Genomic DNA, 13,143 nt, shown 5'->3' with positions numbered 1-13,143 from the left:
TGGTTAAAAATCACATTTCAGAGGTTACGCCCGCATATCCTTTGGCGATCCCATCACGACATAAGAGGTAATCGATGTCACATGCGGCAAGGTCCCCAGCACCTCGGTATGGAAGGTCTTGTAGGAAGGAAGATCCGCACACTCGACCCGCAGCAGGTATTCGATTGTGCCAGTAATGTTGTGGCACTCGACCACTTCGGGTGCTTGCTGCAAGGCCCTTTCGAACCCTTCCTGTGCCGCTTTGGTGTGCTCGCCCAAACCCACGCCGATATAAGCCACAAACCCCACGCCCAGCGCTGTTGGATTCAACACCACACGATAGCCCGATATGACACCTGCGCGCTCAAGCTCTTGCACCCGTCGGAGGCAGGCCGAGGGTGAAAGGCCTACGCGTTCTGCCAGATCGAGATTGCTGATGCGGCCGTCCCGGGAAAGCTCGCGCAATATATGGTGATTTATTGGGTCAATCTTCGTCATTTATTGCGAGAGTAGCTTATACGCGCACAAATACGCAATTTCATTTGTCGCAATCCCCGAGAAAGTGCGGCCATGACTTACGATATCCTGATGGCTCTGATCACATTTGCATTTGTCTCATCAATCACGCCGGGGCCCAATAATCTGATGCTCATGGCTTCAGGTGCGAATTTCGGGTTTCGCCGCACTATTCCGCATATGCTGGGGATCGGATTAGGCTTTACCTTTATGGTGCTTTTGGTCGGGGCAGGCCTTGTGCAAATCTTCGATCAATTCCCAATCAGCTATACCGTACTGAAGATCCTGTCGGTGCTATATCTGCTGTATCTGGCCTGGAAAATCGCCCATGCCGCGCCAGTGGAAGGCGAGGATGTGGCAGGCACCCCGATGACGTTCTTTCAGGCGGTGGCGTTTCAATGGGTCAACCCAAAGGCATGGGCTATGGCGCTGACTGCAACTGCAGCCTATGCGCCTGAACAAACGCTCAATGCCATTTTAATCATTGCGCTGGTGTTTGGGGCCATCAATCTGCCCTCGGTCAGCACGTGGACTGTGCTTGGACAGCAAATGGCGCGAGTCCTGACGAACCCGCGCCGTTTACTTGTTTTCAATTGGACCATGGCCGCGCTGCTTGTGGCCTCACTCTATCCGGTACTTTGGCCCAACTAGATCACTTCAAAGGTAGACAGATTTCGGTCAGCAGATTTTCGGGCGCGGTTTCACGCGGATCGTTGAGATAAATCTCGTAGCAGGGTTGGTCTGCAGGCTCTTCGCCCGAATCGGGCAGCCAGTTGCCGAACAAAGTCTGGTAGGCGCCTTGAATACCTGAATACGGGCCTTTGTAGGTCAGAACCGCAGTTTTTCCGCCCGGAATGTTTAGGTCCTCCATCCCTTCTGGGGAATCTTTGCCGCAGAATTGCGCTCCGGCAAAGCTGCGCAGTTCAGCCTCGGGCACATCCTCGGGGCTATCGTAATAAAGCCCGATCATCGGGCCGACCTGCGGCCAAAGTTTCCGGGATTCGCATAGAGCGCCAAAGGCCTCAAAGCTGCGGCCAATCTCGGCGTAGGCCCCTTTGTGCGACAGCGCCACGACACGGCGGGATGGTTCGGTGCGGGTTGTAATGGGATGCATGGGATATCCTCCGGTTTTGAACTTTGGATGAGCTGGCAGAATCTGCCCTGCTTTGCGAAACGCGGCGGGGCTGCCGCCATAGGCCTCGGAAAAGGCCCGCGCAAAGGATTTTAGGTTCGGATACCCGATGTCCGTCGCAATGCGCGCAACCGGTTTGTCCGATTGTACCAACCAGCAGGCAGCGCGGTGCAACCGTATCCGGCGGGTGGCTTGCGCGCAGGTCTCGCCGGTAATCGCGCGAAACACGCGGTGCCAGTGAAATCGCGACATCGCCGCGACATCCGCCAAAGCATCCAGAGACAGGTCTCCGGCGGGGTTGTCATGAATGTAGGCCAACACGCGCAACACGCGATCTTCATAGCTGGCGGCCATCGGCATCCTTCCTTTTCTCTGCCCATCCGTGCTCGCATATTGCGCGACCACAAATCTTGCTGAGTTGCATCCGGGACAAGCATTAGTCATATAGCAGGGAACTTCCGCGTTGAGAGGCGTCATGACCCAGTATCTGGATTTCGAAAAACCGCTGGCCGAGATCGAAGGCAAAGCTGAAGAGCTGCGCGCGCTGGCCCGCGCCAATGAAGAAATGGATGTGACCGAAGAGGCTGCCGCGCTGGATGCCAAGGCCGCCAAGCTGCTGGACGAGCTTTATGCCGACCTTACTCCCTGGCGGAAATGTCAGGTGGCGCGGCACCCCGAACGTCCGCACTGCAACGACTACGTGGATGCGCTGTTTACCGAGTTTACGCCCTTGGCCGGTGACCGGAACTTTGCCGACGATCTGGCGGTGATTGGCGGTCTGGCCCGGTTCAATGATCAGCCAGTCATGGTGATCGGTCACGAAAAAGGCAGCGACACCAAATCACGGATCGAGCGTAATTTCGGCATGGCCCGCCCCGAAGGGTACCGCAAGGCCGTGCGATTGATGGAGATGGCAGGGCGCTTTGGCCTGCCGGTGATCACCCTGATCGATACAGCCGGGGCCTACCCGGGCAAAGGTGCCGAAGAACGCGGACAGTCTGAGGCCATCGCGCGCTCGACCGAGATGTGCCTGAAGATTGGCGTGCCGCTGGTATCAGTGATCATCGGCGAAGGTGGCTCGGGCGGCGCGGTCGCCTTTGCAACCGCGAACCGCGTCGCGATGTTGGAACATTCGGTCTACTCGGTGATCTCGCCCGAAGGCTGTGCCTCAATCCTGTGGAAAGATGCCGAGAAAATGCGCGAAGCTGCTGAGGCGCTGCGCTTGACGGCACAGGACCTTTACAAACTAGGCGTGTGTGACCGGATCATTACCGAGCCCAAGGGCGGCGCCCATCGCGATCGCGCTGCCGCAGTCGAGGCCGTGCGGTCTGCGATTGCTGCGATGCTTGATGAGCTTGACGGAAAAGATGCGGCGGCCCTGATCAAAGACCGCCGCCAAAAGTTCCTGGATATCGGTACAAAAGGGCTGGCGGCCTAACCCGTCAACCACCCAACTGCCGCAACAACGCCACCGAGGGTTGCCCTGTAACGGACAGCCCGTTGGCACGCTGATAGGCGCTGATAGCGGCCTCGGTATTCTTGCCGATCACACCATCCGCGCCCTGCGTGTCATGGCCCGCCGATGTCAGACGGCGCTGCAGCTCTTTGCGATCCTCAAGTGTTAATCCGGTGGCGTCCGGCCCGAATGACGCCTGGAACGGCGCGCCGCCCGCGATCCGGTCTGACAGGTGACCGACACCAATCGCGTAGCTGTCGGAATTGTTGTAGCGCTTGATAACCTGAAAATTGCGGAATACGGCAATACGCGGACCTGGTGTCTGCGGCTGCAGCACTGCCACCGGCGTGCCCGAAACCGAACCAACCTCACCCCCCCAGGGCTGTCCGCGCACCCAACCGGCGCGCAACAAGTAGGCGGCAGTCGAGGCCAGCGAATCCGCAGGATCCTCGGACCAGATATCGCGGCGTCCATCACCGGTGAAATCAACGGCATATGCCAGATAAGAGGTCGGAATGAACTGCGTATGCCCCATCGCCCCAGCCCAGCTGCCGGTCATATTGGCCGGGGACGTATCGCCCTCTTGGATGATCTTCAGTGCCGCCACCAGTTGCTTTTCAAAGAACGCACCACGCCGTCCGTCATATGCCAGTGTAGACGTCGCCGAAATCACCGGCACATCTCCGCGCCGTGCACCATAGCGACTTTCCAGGCCCCAAACGGCCACGACGACCTCTTTGTCTACCCCATATTGAGCTTCAATCTGCGACAAGGTTCCTGCGTGCCGCACAAGCATCTGTTTTCCAGTGCTGATCCGCTCGTCCGAGGCGGCAATGGCCAGATAGTCCTCGAGCGAGCGCTTGAATTCTACCTGATTGCGATCACGTTCTATCACGTCAGGAAGATACCCCGCCCCTTGAAAGGCGCGATTTAGGGTGGATTCTGAGATGCCCTGAGAGGCCGCACGGCTTCTGAAACTGGCCACCCAGTTATCCCACCCGGCATTCGGAACAGGACGCATGCGCGACGCGGGGGCACTATTGGGCACGCCGCCCGTTGAGCAGGCCGCCAACAGGGTCGACCCAAGCCCAATAGAAAATGTTCTTCGATTGATCATTGTGAAATCTGCTCTTGTTGTGATTTGCCATCACGATAGCGCAGCCCGCTCGATCAGGCCAGCAGAGCAATGCCCTAGTTCATCGGAACAGAGAGATGGGCAACAAGCCGCTTAGGTCACAAGCAGGCGCAAACCTTGGGTCACATCCGAACGGACCGCAAGGCGCAGCCCGGGCTCATCCCCGGCCTTGAGCGCCGCGATGATCAGGCGGTGGTAGTGCGGCGGCTCGGTACGCCTTAACCGGCCATAAAGCGCGCGCATCGTGGGGCCCAATTGCAGCCACACGGTCTCGGCCATGGCAAGCATCGCCGGGGCCTGCGCACGTAGGTACAGTGTACGATGAAACTCCAAGTTCGCGCGGATGTAACCTACTGCATCACGCTTCGTGACCATCTCAGCCACCGCCATATTGATGCTTTGTAACCGATCGATCAGCGCCATGTGTGCACGCGGCAGGGCGCGGCTGGCCAGCTCGACCTCAAGCAAGGCGCGCAACGCCGCCAGCTCTTCGATCCGATCGCGGGTAAGTTCCGGTGTCGACACACGACCCGACGTGGAGAGAAACAGCGCCCCTTCTGCCGCAAGCCTTCGTACTGCTTCACGAGCAGGGGTCATCGAAACACCAAATTCCTTGCCGATACCGCGCAGGGTCAGGGCCCGTCCCGGCGCGATTTCTCCATGCATGATGCGCGACCTGAGCGCGCGGTAAACGCGATCATGGGTGGCGGTCTGGGACTCGGCAGGGCGTGTGGTCAACATCAGTTTATGTGATCACAAATTCCAACCACGTCAAGCAGTGTCAAAACGATAGCGATGCAGCTCGGCCCCGTTTTCGCGCAGCCAGCGGCGGGGTTCCTTATACGGGCCAAAGATACGCTCGACCTGTGCCCAGAAGGCGGGTGAGTGATTCATTTCGGCCAGATGCGCCACTTCATGCGCCGCGACATAGTGCAGGATCTCCGGCGGGGCCAGAATCAGCCGCCATGAGAACATCAGCCCACCCGCAGATGTGCACGATCCCCAGCGCGAGCGCGTGTCGCGCAGGGTAAGGCTGCTATATGGACGGCCCAGCATAGCGGCGTAATCATCGCACGCGCCTGTTAGCCGGTCACGTGCAAGTTCCTTTAGAAACCGGGCCAACCTCCGCGCTTCGGCGCCAGCAGGCACACCGATCTCATCGCCGCGCAGCATTACGCGCCGACCCGATACCGAAACGATTCGCCGCCCGGTTCCTTCAATCGGAATGACCTGCCCTGTGCCAACCGGCTCAAGACTCGGCCGGTCCTGCAGGTGCCCGCGTATCCACTCAGCCTTCTGATGCGCGAAATCTAAGGCTTCGGTCTCGGCCACCCCATTCGGATATGTTAACGTAACCCGTCCATCCAATTGAGAAATCCGCAAACTGATCCGTCGCGCCCGCGCCGATTTTCGCAATGTCAACGGCACCGGGGGCGTTCCAGGCAGTGCATGTCGCCCCATGGGCCGTACTCCTTTGCGCAAAGGCTTTGACAGTGCCTGCCGCATGTGGCAGGTGACCTGAATCATTGATGAGATTCACCTGATATCAAGGGGATTTGATATGCCCAAGGAAGAATGGGGCGTAAAGCGTGTTTGCCCGACAACTGGCAAACGGTTTTATGACCTGAACAAGGACCCGATCGTCAGCCCCTATACCGGCGAGATCGTGGAATTGGATACCGGCAAAAGCCGGATGATTGCCGCTGACGCCGAAGACGCCGCATCGGTCAAAGCACGCGAGGCCACATCGGACGAAGATATCGTTCTTGATGATGATGACAACGTCGATGTCGAGCTGGACGATGATCTGCTGGACGATGATGACGAAGGCGACAACGTTTCACTGGACGATATCAAAGACATGTCGTCGGAAGACGAAAACTAAAGGGTTCCGAGGCGGCTACGGTCGCCTCACCTTGCTTTGCCGGCAAGTCCGAACTTTTTCGCCGATTCCGATTTTTGGACTTGCACTCGCACGCGGCGTCTCATAAACGTCCGTCCACCGCTGCGGCGGTACCTGCATGGGGCCTTAGCTCAGTTGGGAGAGCGCTTGCATGGCATGCAAGAGGTCAGGGGTTCGACTCCCCTAGGCTCCACCAAAACCTAACAATACAACTAGATAGCAAGCATTAGGGCAGTGTGACACACAGGTGTGACACAAAATGAAGCTGCATGCGTATCTCTCGCTGTCCAGACACGGCATATATTACTTCCGTTGGCCACTACCCGACACGACACGAAAACTCTGCACTAGACCAAACACTAAACGTAGGACCCTTCGTGTGTCGTTGCGCACAAGATGCCCTAAAGAGGCTGGTACTCTGGCACGGCATCTTGCAGTGTGCGGCGACACAATAACAAAGCACATAGAACAATCGGGCATGAACTACGGCGAACTACGCGCAAAGGTGCACGGGCATTTCAAGAGATTACTAAAGAAGGCAAAGGCACGTAGAGACGAACTCGGCCCCTACACCGAACTAGAGAAAGAACGCATCGCTGACACCATCCGTCTTCATAAGGCGGCTAATGAAGATTATTGGGACATGCTTGGCAGAGAATATGCCCGCTCAGAACTAGATAAGTATACAACGGCACCGGGGTCAGGCAACCGAAGACACAAGAAGACGCCTTTTTGATCTTAGGTGAAATCAAGAAGACTCAATTGGCACTAATCAAGGCCCTGCTGGAACACGACAAGACATTTGAGAAATACGATTTCTGGCCCCAGAGGTAACTACTGAGGCACGCGATACAGCGCCGCAACCGCAGCACAACGGCCCCACGCTTTCTCAAGCTGTGGAAGCCTACTTCACCGAGCAAGCAAAGATCGCGAACTGGACACCCGGAACAGATTAGAAACGACGGACTGGATTGGCGATTGCAGTTGAATGGTTTGGTGCAGATTGCGGCATGAACCAAATCGGCAAACAGGAAGCGGCAAAACTCAAGAACGCTATTCTGTCATTGCCAGCCAACAGGTCGAAAGCTGCTGCGACGCAAGGGCTGACACTGCGTGAGGCTATAGCCCACGAAGACATTCCTAGGATCAGCAATTATCCATAGCTCTTCCTATAATTCGCGTGTTCCTTCCGCTTTGTGGCTCAATCGATGTTTTCTGGCAAAGTGTGCGATCGATCACCACGCCCCCCCTTAATCGCAATCCTAAGGTTACTGATTGCGCAGCAAGTACTTCTCATCATTGGTCAGGGCGGAGATTTGGCGTGCCTATGCGGATGAAGGTGCATAACATATGAACCTACTACATCCCTAAGATTTACCCCTGCAAACCCTACGGTTGCAGGGTTTTGATCGGACAACCAGTGAACCTGCCTGATATAGCAATTTCTGTAGTGACCAGTTCCGCACTTGAGATTTCGCCCGAAGGAGCAAATTTCTCTAGGCCCGCAAGCCGCAGTACCTATCGCTTATTTGGTATCATCTAAACTGGCTGAAGAATGAAAGATCCCGCTTTGGTGCGAATAACTGGGGTTTTGGTGCGAGTTACATTCAACAACGAACTCATTGCCGCCCCTCTTTTTCGCTTGGGCTGAGCCATCTTTCTGGCTGCAAAATCAATCAGCGCACGCAAGTGCACGAACCGTCTCTATTTGGATCTGAATTGAGCCGATCTACGCAAAGCAATCTGAAACGAACGTACTAAACACATCGACCTTTGAAGCTGATCGCGCTTCGGGTGGGAAGACGAACCAAATCGGCGCCGCAGGCTTCCAGAGAGAGTCCTTGGCCACTTCGATCAAACGCCCTTCGTCTAGCTCGTTTTGTACCGCCAAGCGAGATTTGATTGCCAAGCCAAGCCCACGGGTCACCGCCTCAGTCAATGTATCTGAGTTGGAGACCAGAACGCTCGACCGAATGGTCGTGTCCATTCTCTTGCCTTTTGCATCCGCAAAGGCGATCCGCGTCTGCCACGGTAAACTTACCCACGGCAAGTATTGTGCGGTTTGTGCGTCCTTCGGTTCACCATTTCTGGAAAGAAATTCCGGCGAAGCACAAATAATCCGTTCGTTGTCGCTCAATTTACGAGCCACCAGTGCGCTGTCAGAAAGCTCTCCAACCCGAACCGCGCAATCCTGTCCTTCCGCTGAGAGCGAAACAAACCGGTCCACCGCGAGAAAGTCAAAAGTCAGCTCTGGATGATCACGTTGAAAATCCGGCAATTTTGGCAGAATATACCGCGACAGGATCCACGGGGACATCGTCACGCGCAATTGCCCCTTCAACTGCGTCACCCGGCTGCCTGCATCCCGCTCTGCCTGCGCTAGGTCGGATAGGATAGCTTCGGTTCTTTCAAAGAAAATACGACCCTCATCCGTGAGCCGCATCATCCGGCTGTTGCGATGAAACAGCGTTAACCCAAGCGCCGCTTCCAGTTTGTTCAGCCGATGGCTGGCCGTCGCTGCAGAAATACCGACGCGCCGCGCCCCGGCGGTGACACCGTTCGCCTCTGCAATGGCGACAAACGTCCTGAGATCATCAATCGAGTACATTCGAATAATTCTAACGCTGGTTTCTGAAATGAGCGTATTAATCAAAATTATTCGATTGTCTATCCCGTCTGAGAACTGAAGTGGAGGACAGACATCATGAAGCACTTAACATATGCCGTCAGCGCAATCGCAATGTTGGCAGGTTCAGTCGCAGCTGAAGGGCTTGAAACCTATCTTGAATTCCCAAAGGATATGCCGCCGGGCAATCTTGCCATCGGCCCTGATGGACGCATGTTCATGTCGGTCCACGAATTCTACGGCCCTGAGTTGCGCGTGGTCGAGGTCATGCCCGATGGAAGCACAAAATCGTACCCCAGCGAAACCTGGGCCCGCGCCCCGCAAGAGGATGGTGACGGTCTTCGCGGCGTCCTCGGTCTGCGCGCAGACCGCGAAGGTATTCTTTGGATGCTTGACGGTCAGGGCGAAGGTCAGACCGGTCGCGTGGTGGGCTGGGACACCAACCGCGAAGAACTGCACGCAATCTACTACATTGGCCAACCGGCTGCGCGTGTGACGTCCTTCCTCAACGACCTCGCCGTTGACCGCGAACACGGCGCAATCTACATCTCGGACACCGGCGATGGCGTGAATTCTGCGATCATCGTGGTCGATATGGATACGGGTCGCGTCCGCCGTGTGCTCGAAGGCAGTCAGTTTACTGTCCCAGAAGACACGCCCATGATCATCGACGGGCGCGAGATTAAACTGGGCAGCAATCCTGCCAAGATCGGCATCAACCCGATCACGGTCGACCCGACCAACACCTGGGTTTACTTTGCGCCGATGACGTCGACCTCGATGTACCGCGTCAGAACTCGCGATCTGCGTGACGAATCTCTGGATGACGAAGCGCTGGCCGCCAGGGTCGATCGCTATGGCGATAAGGTTACCTCCGACGGCTCTACCGTAGACGCCGCCGGCAACGTCTACATTACCGCCATGACGGACAATGCCATCGGTGTGACAAAGCCGGATGGCACTTATGAAGTGCTCTACCAATCTGACGACGACCTTCCCTGGCCCGATGGATTTTCGATGGGTGTCGACGGTTTTGTTTACGCAACGATAAACGAGCTTCACCGCTCGCCAGTTCTGAATGGTGGCGAAGACGCCTCGATTGGCACCTACCGAATCGTGCGGTTCCCGGCGCTCGGAACCACCGTTAGCGGGAGGTAGTCAAATGCTCTATCGTTTGGATTTTACCGTCGAATACGACGCGACCATGCAGCAACAGGGCCCACAGTTACCTGCAAGCGTGATTGCTGATGGAATGACCTTCGGGCACCTGACATAGCGCTCGGCGACGCAGGGCTGGTGCTTCGTGCCGCCAAACATGAATACAATTCTAATTCGCCGTTTGTAGCCGCGTTTGTCGTGCTGGGTAGGCTTATCGCGTGCGTGCCAACCCGAGATTCAGGGCATCATACCTTTGTCTATCAAGGCTTCACGCAACCAGTCCGCATAATTACCGTAGTCATCAAGTAAGCCATCAACAGCAGCACTTGGGAAGCCATGAGCTCAGTTACAGATACGAGTGGACCAGTTTAGCTCGAGACGTTCAGTTTTTGGGCTCGGCAAAATAAACGAGGCTGCCCGCAACCAATTCGAAGGTGATCCTAAAGGTACAGTTTACGCCCGTGGGCCAAGGGATCGGAATTCGGAATAACATATCAATATTCATTTAGAACGTGGGCGCTCCGTGTGTCCCACGACAACCAGATTTCGTCGCCGCTGTGCAAATCAAATTTTGACAGCTCTCGCTCTTGCATCTGGACCTTGAATTCATGGCCGTGCGCATCCTCGAGGAACAATGTAACCATGGAGCCGACGAATTCTTCGGAGATCAGCTTGCATTGGGCCTTATTGCTACCGGAGGGTTCCTCTATCGCAATGTGCACGAGATCAGCGGAGATCACAAAGCTGGCGTTATGCCCCTGTAGAAGTTGCACCTCATTTGTAGGCACGGTGAATTCACCAGAAGGTGTCGCGATGCAGGCAGCGTCGCCGTCCACAGACTTGACCTTGCCTGCGAGGATATTGTTGCGCCCTACGAATTCGGCAACGAACTGGTTGGCGGGCGCCCGGTAAATCTCCTTGGGTGTCCCGATCTGGCTGATCTCGCCCTTGCCCATGATGATGACACGGTCGGCCATCGCGAAGGCTTCGGAATGGGAATGGGTCACATAAACAAAGGTAATCCCCAACTCGCGCTGAAGGTCCGTCAGGACCGCCTGCATGCGGATGACCAGATGTGCGTCCAATGCCGAAAGGGGTTCATCGAGCAGCAGGATTTGCGGTTCCATCACCAGCGACCGCGCCAGTGCGACGCGTTGTTTTTGGCCGCCGGACAGGGTGGAGATATCGCGGTTCTCAAATTCAAGGATGCCCAATTTGTCGAGCCACTTGATTGCGCGTTCCTTGCGTTCCGCCTTGTCGACGCCGCGCATTTTTAGACCGAATTCGACGTTTTCGCGGGCTGTCAAAAAGGGAAACAGAGCTAACGATTGCCACACCAGGGGCGTGTCGCGTTCATGCGGGGCGATGTCGTTCATAACGCGATCGTTCAGCCGGATTTCGCCTGAGCTTGGCGCCTCAAGACCGGCCAGCATGCGCAGCGTTGTGGTCTTGCCGCAGCCTGAGGGGCCCATGATCGCAAGAAACTCACCCTCACGGATTTCGAAATCCAGCTCTTTTACGGCAACAAAGTCCCCGAAGTGCTTTTGTACTTTGTCAAAGACAACCAGCGGTTTTGTCATGATTGGATGCTCTTGATTTGGCGGCTGGCAAAGAAAAGTTGGGCCAACACAACCAGTGTCATTGAGGTGAGGAACACGAAGGTTCCGATGGCGTTGACCTGCGGGTCGATATTGCCTTGCACAATTTCAAGGACCACCACCGGCAGCGTGCTGTTCAGGCCTGAGACGAACCACGAAACGGCAAATTCGTCGAACGACACGGCTGCGGTCAAAAACAGGCTGGAAAAGATCGCGGGCTTGCAAAAAGGGATGATCACATGGCGCATGGTCTGCCATTCCGATCCGCCCAAATTCCATGCGGCGGATTCAAGATCGGGGTCCATCTGGTTCAGACGCAATCGGATCACGGCCATTGCAAACGGCGCCGTCAGAACGCTGTGCGCGATGATGATGGAATAAAGCTGCCCGGACATTCCGATCTTGGACAACCACGCCAGCATTGCCAGCGCCATGATTATAAGCGGGATCGTCGGGGGCAGCAAAATCAGCGCAAGATAAGGCCCTTTGAATCGGAAGTTATAGCGAAAGTCGGAATAGGCCGTGCAGAAGCCGAGAAACGTGGCGATCAGCGCTGTCGAGCAGGACACGATCAGGCTGTTGCGCGCCGCCTTCCAGATGTCGGGGTCAGCAAGGACTTTCTGATACCACTCGGTCGAGAACTCTCCCAACGGGATTGTCGGGAATCGTTGCGAGTTGAAGGAAAAGATCATGCTGAAGATGATCGGGGCAAAAACGAACATGAAAATCAGGACGACATAGAGGCCCAAAACGAAATTCAGGGGGCGGCTCTGCTTCATTTCGCGCCCCTTCCTTTGCGGTAAGCCAAAGCAATTCCGGTGAAGGCGATGGCAAACAGGGTGACCATCATCATGATTGCGACAACGGCGGCGCGAGGCCATTGCTGACCGGATTTGGTGGTATCAAGGATCAGGATCGGCAGTGTCGGCTCTTGCGATCCGCCCAGATAGAAGGGTGCCACAAAATCACCGAATGACAGAATGAAACAGAAGATCGCAGCGATGATTAGACCGGTCTTTGATAGCGGAATGATCACTTGCCAGATCGTGCGCAGCGCGGAACATCCAAGGTTTCGGGCGGCCTCGATCAAGGTCTTGTCAATATTTGCCATCGTCACTGTTTGCAGGATCACGACCAGCGGCAGCGTCAAAGTCATATACCCCACCAACGTGCCGAAATTGGTGTTCAGCATGGTGTAGGGACCAAGACCTACATACCCCAAGGCCGCATTGACCACCCCGTTTTCAGAGAGGATCACGAACCAGGAAAAGGTCCGCACCAGATAGCTAGTGAAAAACGGTATGATCAGCAGGAAGATCGCCCAGCGACGCATACTGTCCGAGGCCCGGAAGGCCAGTGCAAAGGCGGCAGGAAAGGCAATGCACATTGCGCAAACCGTCGAAACGGCTGCGATGAATACTGTGTACCAATAGCTGTCCCAAAAGAACCCCCGCGTCAGCATCCGCGACCAGTTCACGAACTCGAACGCCTCGGTCATGCGGTAGTTCTTCACCAGGAAGAACGACATGGCGACCATGAACAGGACCGGGCCGACAAAAAAGACCAACTGCCAGATGATGATCGGCAAGCGCCAGGTCAGCGCATAGAGGTTCGGACGGCGTTCTGGAATGGAGGACATC

Annotated in this window: 15 protein-coding genes, 1 tRNA gene and 1 pseudogene; 8 read left to right on the top strand and 9 right to left on the bottom strand. The window is 56.0% G+C overall.

The window, feature by feature from the left end; translation table 11 throughout:
* Positions 1 to 24 precede the first annotated feature (24 nt).
* Positions 25 to 477: an Lrp/AsnC family transcriptional regulator gene (locus ACR0NN_RS10830; RefSeq protein ID WP_170722357.1), complete on the bottom strand. Its 453-nt coding sequence runs from the start codon at positions 475 to 477 to the stop codon at positions 25 to 27.
* A 72-nt stretch (positions 478 to 549) separates the two neighbouring features.
* Between ACR0NN_RS10830 and ACR0NN_RS10825 the strand changes: the two genes are divergently transcribed.
* Positions 550 to 1,146 (top strand): LysE family translocator, encoded by a 597-nt coding sequence (locus ACR0NN_RS10825; RefSeq protein WP_170722359.1) that lies wholly within the window; start codon positions 550 to 552, stop codon positions 1,144 to 1,146.
* 1 nt (position 1,147) lies between these two features.
* Here the strand turns inward: ACR0NN_RS10825 and ACR0NN_RS10820 are convergent, their stop codons facing one another.
* Positions 1,148 to 1,981: an AraC family transcriptional regulator gene (locus ACR0NN_RS10820; protein WP_170722361.1), complete on the bottom strand. Its 834-nt coding sequence runs from the start codon at positions 1,979 to 1,981 to the stop codon at positions 1,148 to 1,150.
* Between the two features lie 121 nt (positions 1,982 to 2,102).
* Between ACR0NN_RS10820 and ACR0NN_RS10815 the strand changes: the two genes are divergently transcribed.
* Entirely contained in the window at positions 2,103 to 3,065 is a 963-nt protein-coding gene (locus tag ACR0NN_RS10815; protein ID WP_170722363.1) for an acetyl-CoA carboxylase carboxyltransferase subunit alpha, read from the top strand.
* A gap of 4 nt (positions 3,066 to 3,069) precedes the next feature.
* Here the strand turns inward: ACR0NN_RS10815 and ACR0NN_RS10810 are convergent, their stop codons facing one another.
* The 3 genes from ACR0NN_RS10810 to ACR0NN_RS10800 form a co-directional block, all read right to left on the bottom strand.
* On the bottom strand, positions 3,070 to 4,200 hold the full coding sequence (locus tag ACR0NN_RS10810; RefSeq protein ID WP_170722364.1) for a lytic murein transglycosylase: 1,131 nt from the start codon (positions 4,198 to 4,200) through the stop codon (positions 3,070 to 3,072).
* Positions 4,201 to 4,311: 111 nt separating this feature from the next.
* The gene (locus ACR0NN_RS10805) at positions 4,312 to 4,959 is read right to left on the bottom strand and encodes a GntR family transcriptional regulator (RefSeq protein WP_170722367.1); all 648 of its coding nucleotides are present in this window, start codon (positions 4,957 to 4,959) and stop codon (positions 4,312 to 4,314) included.
* A 30-nt stretch (positions 4,960 to 4,989) separates the two neighbouring features.
* The gene (locus ACR0NN_RS10800) at positions 4,990 to 5,679 is read right to left on the bottom strand and encodes a M48 family metallopeptidase (protein WP_480684647.1); all 690 of its coding nucleotides are present in this window, start codon (positions 5,677 to 5,679) and stop codon (positions 4,990 to 4,992) included.
* A 100-nt stretch (positions 5,680 to 5,779) separates the two neighbouring features.
* Between ACR0NN_RS10800 and ACR0NN_RS10795 the strand changes: the two genes are divergently transcribed.
* From ACR0NN_RS10795 to ACR0NN_RS10775, 5 genes and pseudogenes are all read left to right on the top strand, one after another.
* Entirely contained in the window at positions 5,780 to 6,103 is a 324-nt protein-coding gene (locus ACR0NN_RS10795) for a TIGR02300 family protein (protein WP_170722370.1), read from the top strand.
* A 138-nt stretch (positions 6,104 to 6,241) separates the two neighbouring features.
* Positions 6,242 to 6,317, top strand: a tRNA-Ala gene (locus ACR0NN_RS10790).
* A gap of 63 nt (positions 6,318 to 6,380) precedes the next feature.
* Positions 6,381 to 6,548: pseudogene (locus ACR0NN_RS10785) on the top strand (DUF6538 domain-containing protein); the annotation flags it as partial.
* A gap of 51 nt (positions 6,549 to 6,599) precedes the next feature.
* Positions 6,600 to 6,857, top strand: a complete 258-nt coding sequence (locus ACR0NN_RS10780; protein ID WP_170722372.1) for a hypothetical protein — start codon at positions 6,600 to 6,602, stop codon at positions 6,855 to 6,857.
* 274 nt (positions 6,858 to 7,131) lie between these two features.
* Positions 7,132 to 7,284: a hypothetical protein gene (locus ACR0NN_RS10775; protein WP_170722375.1), complete on the top strand. Its 153-nt coding sequence runs from the start codon at positions 7,132 to 7,134 to the stop codon at positions 7,282 to 7,284.
* A 566-nt stretch (positions 7,285 to 7,850) separates the two neighbouring features.
* Here ACR0NN_RS10775 and ACR0NN_RS10770 read toward each other — a convergent pair.
* Positions 7,851 to 8,834, bottom strand: a complete 984-nt coding sequence (locus ACR0NN_RS10770; protein WP_170722377.1) for a LysR family transcriptional regulator — start codon at positions 8,832 to 8,834, stop codon at positions 7,851 to 7,853.
* Between ACR0NN_RS10770 and ACR0NN_RS10765 the strand changes: the two genes are divergently transcribed.
* On the top strand, positions 8,826 to 9,905 hold the full coding sequence (locus tag ACR0NN_RS10765) for an L-dopachrome tautomerase-related protein (RefSeq protein WP_170722380.1): 1,080 nt from the start codon (positions 8,826 to 8,828) through the stop codon (positions 9,903 to 9,905). The genes ACR0NN_RS10770 and ACR0NN_RS10765 overlap by 9 nt on opposite strands.
* 494 nt (positions 9,906 to 10,399) lie before the next feature.
* On the opposite strand, the gene ACR0NN_RS10760 is transcribed toward ACR0NN_RS10765, so the two are convergent.
* From ACR0NN_RS10760 to ACR0NN_RS10750, 3 genes are read right to left on the bottom strand one after another with little or no spacing between them, the layout of a single operon-like run.
* A complete protein-coding gene (locus ACR0NN_RS10760) occupies positions 10,400 to 11,485 on the bottom strand; it encodes an ABC transporter ATP-binding protein (protein WP_170722382.1) in 1,086 nt (361 codons plus the stop codon).
* Positions 11,482 to 12,282: an ABC transporter permease gene (locus tag ACR0NN_RS10755; protein ID WP_170687137.1), complete on the bottom strand. Its 801-nt coding sequence runs from the start codon at positions 12,280 to 12,282 to the stop codon at positions 11,482 to 11,484. The genes ACR0NN_RS10760 and ACR0NN_RS10755 overlap by 4 nt, the downstream gene beginning before the upstream one ends.
* Positions 12,279 to 13,142: an ABC transporter permease gene (locus tag ACR0NN_RS10750; protein WP_170722383.1), complete on the bottom strand. Its 864-nt coding sequence runs from the start codon at positions 13,140 to 13,142 to the stop codon at positions 12,279 to 12,281. Before ACR0NN_RS10750 ends, ACR0NN_RS10755 begins: the two co-directional genes overlap by 4 nt.
* Position 13,143: the final 1 nt, after the last annotated feature.

It is taken from the genome of Ruegeria sp. BA2 (genome assembly GCF_056539605.1).
The sequence above is the reverse complement of the archived record's forward strand: the minus strand, read 5'-3'. Positions and strand labels throughout refer to the sequence as shown.

Excerpts from the sequence above, each read along its gene's own strand:
- ACR0NN_RS10810 (WP_170722364.1), bottom strand. The coding sequence starts at position 4,200 with ATGATCAATCGAAGAACATTTTCTATTGGGCTTGGGTCGACCCTGTTG.
- ACR0NN_RS10780 (WP_170722372.1), top strand. The coding sequence starts at position 6,600 with ATGAACTACGGCGAACTACGCGCAAAGGTGCACGGGCATTTCAAGAGA.
- ACR0NN_RS10815 (WP_170722363.1), top strand. The coding sequence starts at position 2,103 with ATGACCCAGTATCTGGATTTCGAAAAACCGCTGGCCGAGATCGAAGGC.
- ACR0NN_RS10760 (WP_170722382.1), bottom strand. The coding sequence starts at position 11,485 with ATGACAAAACCGCTGGTTGTCTTTGACAAAGTACAAAAGCACTTCGGG.
- ACR0NN_RS10765 (WP_170722380.1), top strand. The coding sequence starts at position 8,826 with ATGAAGCACTTAACATATGCCGTCAGCGCAATCGCAATGTTGGCAGGT.
- ACR0NN_RS10825 (WP_170722359.1), top strand. The coding sequence starts at position 550 with ATGACTTACGATATCCTGATGGCTCTGATCACATTTGCATTTGTCTCA.
- ACR0NN_RS10800 (WP_480684647.1), bottom strand. The coding sequence starts at position 5,679 with ATGGGGCGACATGCACTGCCTGGAACGCCCCCGGTGCCGTTGACATTG.
- ACR0NN_RS10755 (WP_170687137.1), bottom strand. The coding sequence starts at position 12,282 with ATGAAGCAGAGCCGCCCCCTGAATTTCGTTTTGGGCCTCTATGTCGTC.
- ACR0NN_RS10775 (WP_170722375.1), top strand. The coding sequence starts at position 7,132 with ATGAACCAAATCGGCAAACAGGAAGCGGCAAAACTCAAGAACGCTATT.
- ACR0NN_RS10830 (WP_170722357.1), bottom strand. The coding sequence starts at position 477 with ATGACGAAGATTGACCCAATAAATCACCATATATTGCGCGAGCTTTCC.
- ACR0NN_RS10820 (WP_170722361.1), bottom strand. The coding sequence starts at position 1,981 with ATGGCCGCCAGCTATGAAGATCGCGTGTTGCGCGTGTTGGCCTACATT.
- ACR0NN_RS10805 (WP_170722367.1), bottom strand. The coding sequence starts at position 4,959 with ATGTTGACCACACGCCCTGCCGAGTCCCAGACCGCCACCCATGATCGC.
- ACR0NN_RS10750 (WP_170722383.1), bottom strand. The coding sequence starts at position 13,142 with ATGTCCTCCATTCCAGAACGCCGTCCGAACCTCTATGCGCTGACCTGG.
- ACR0NN_RS10795 (WP_170722370.1), top strand. The coding sequence starts at position 5,780 with ATGCCCAAGGAAGAATGGGGCGTAAAGCGTGTTTGCCCGACAACTGGC.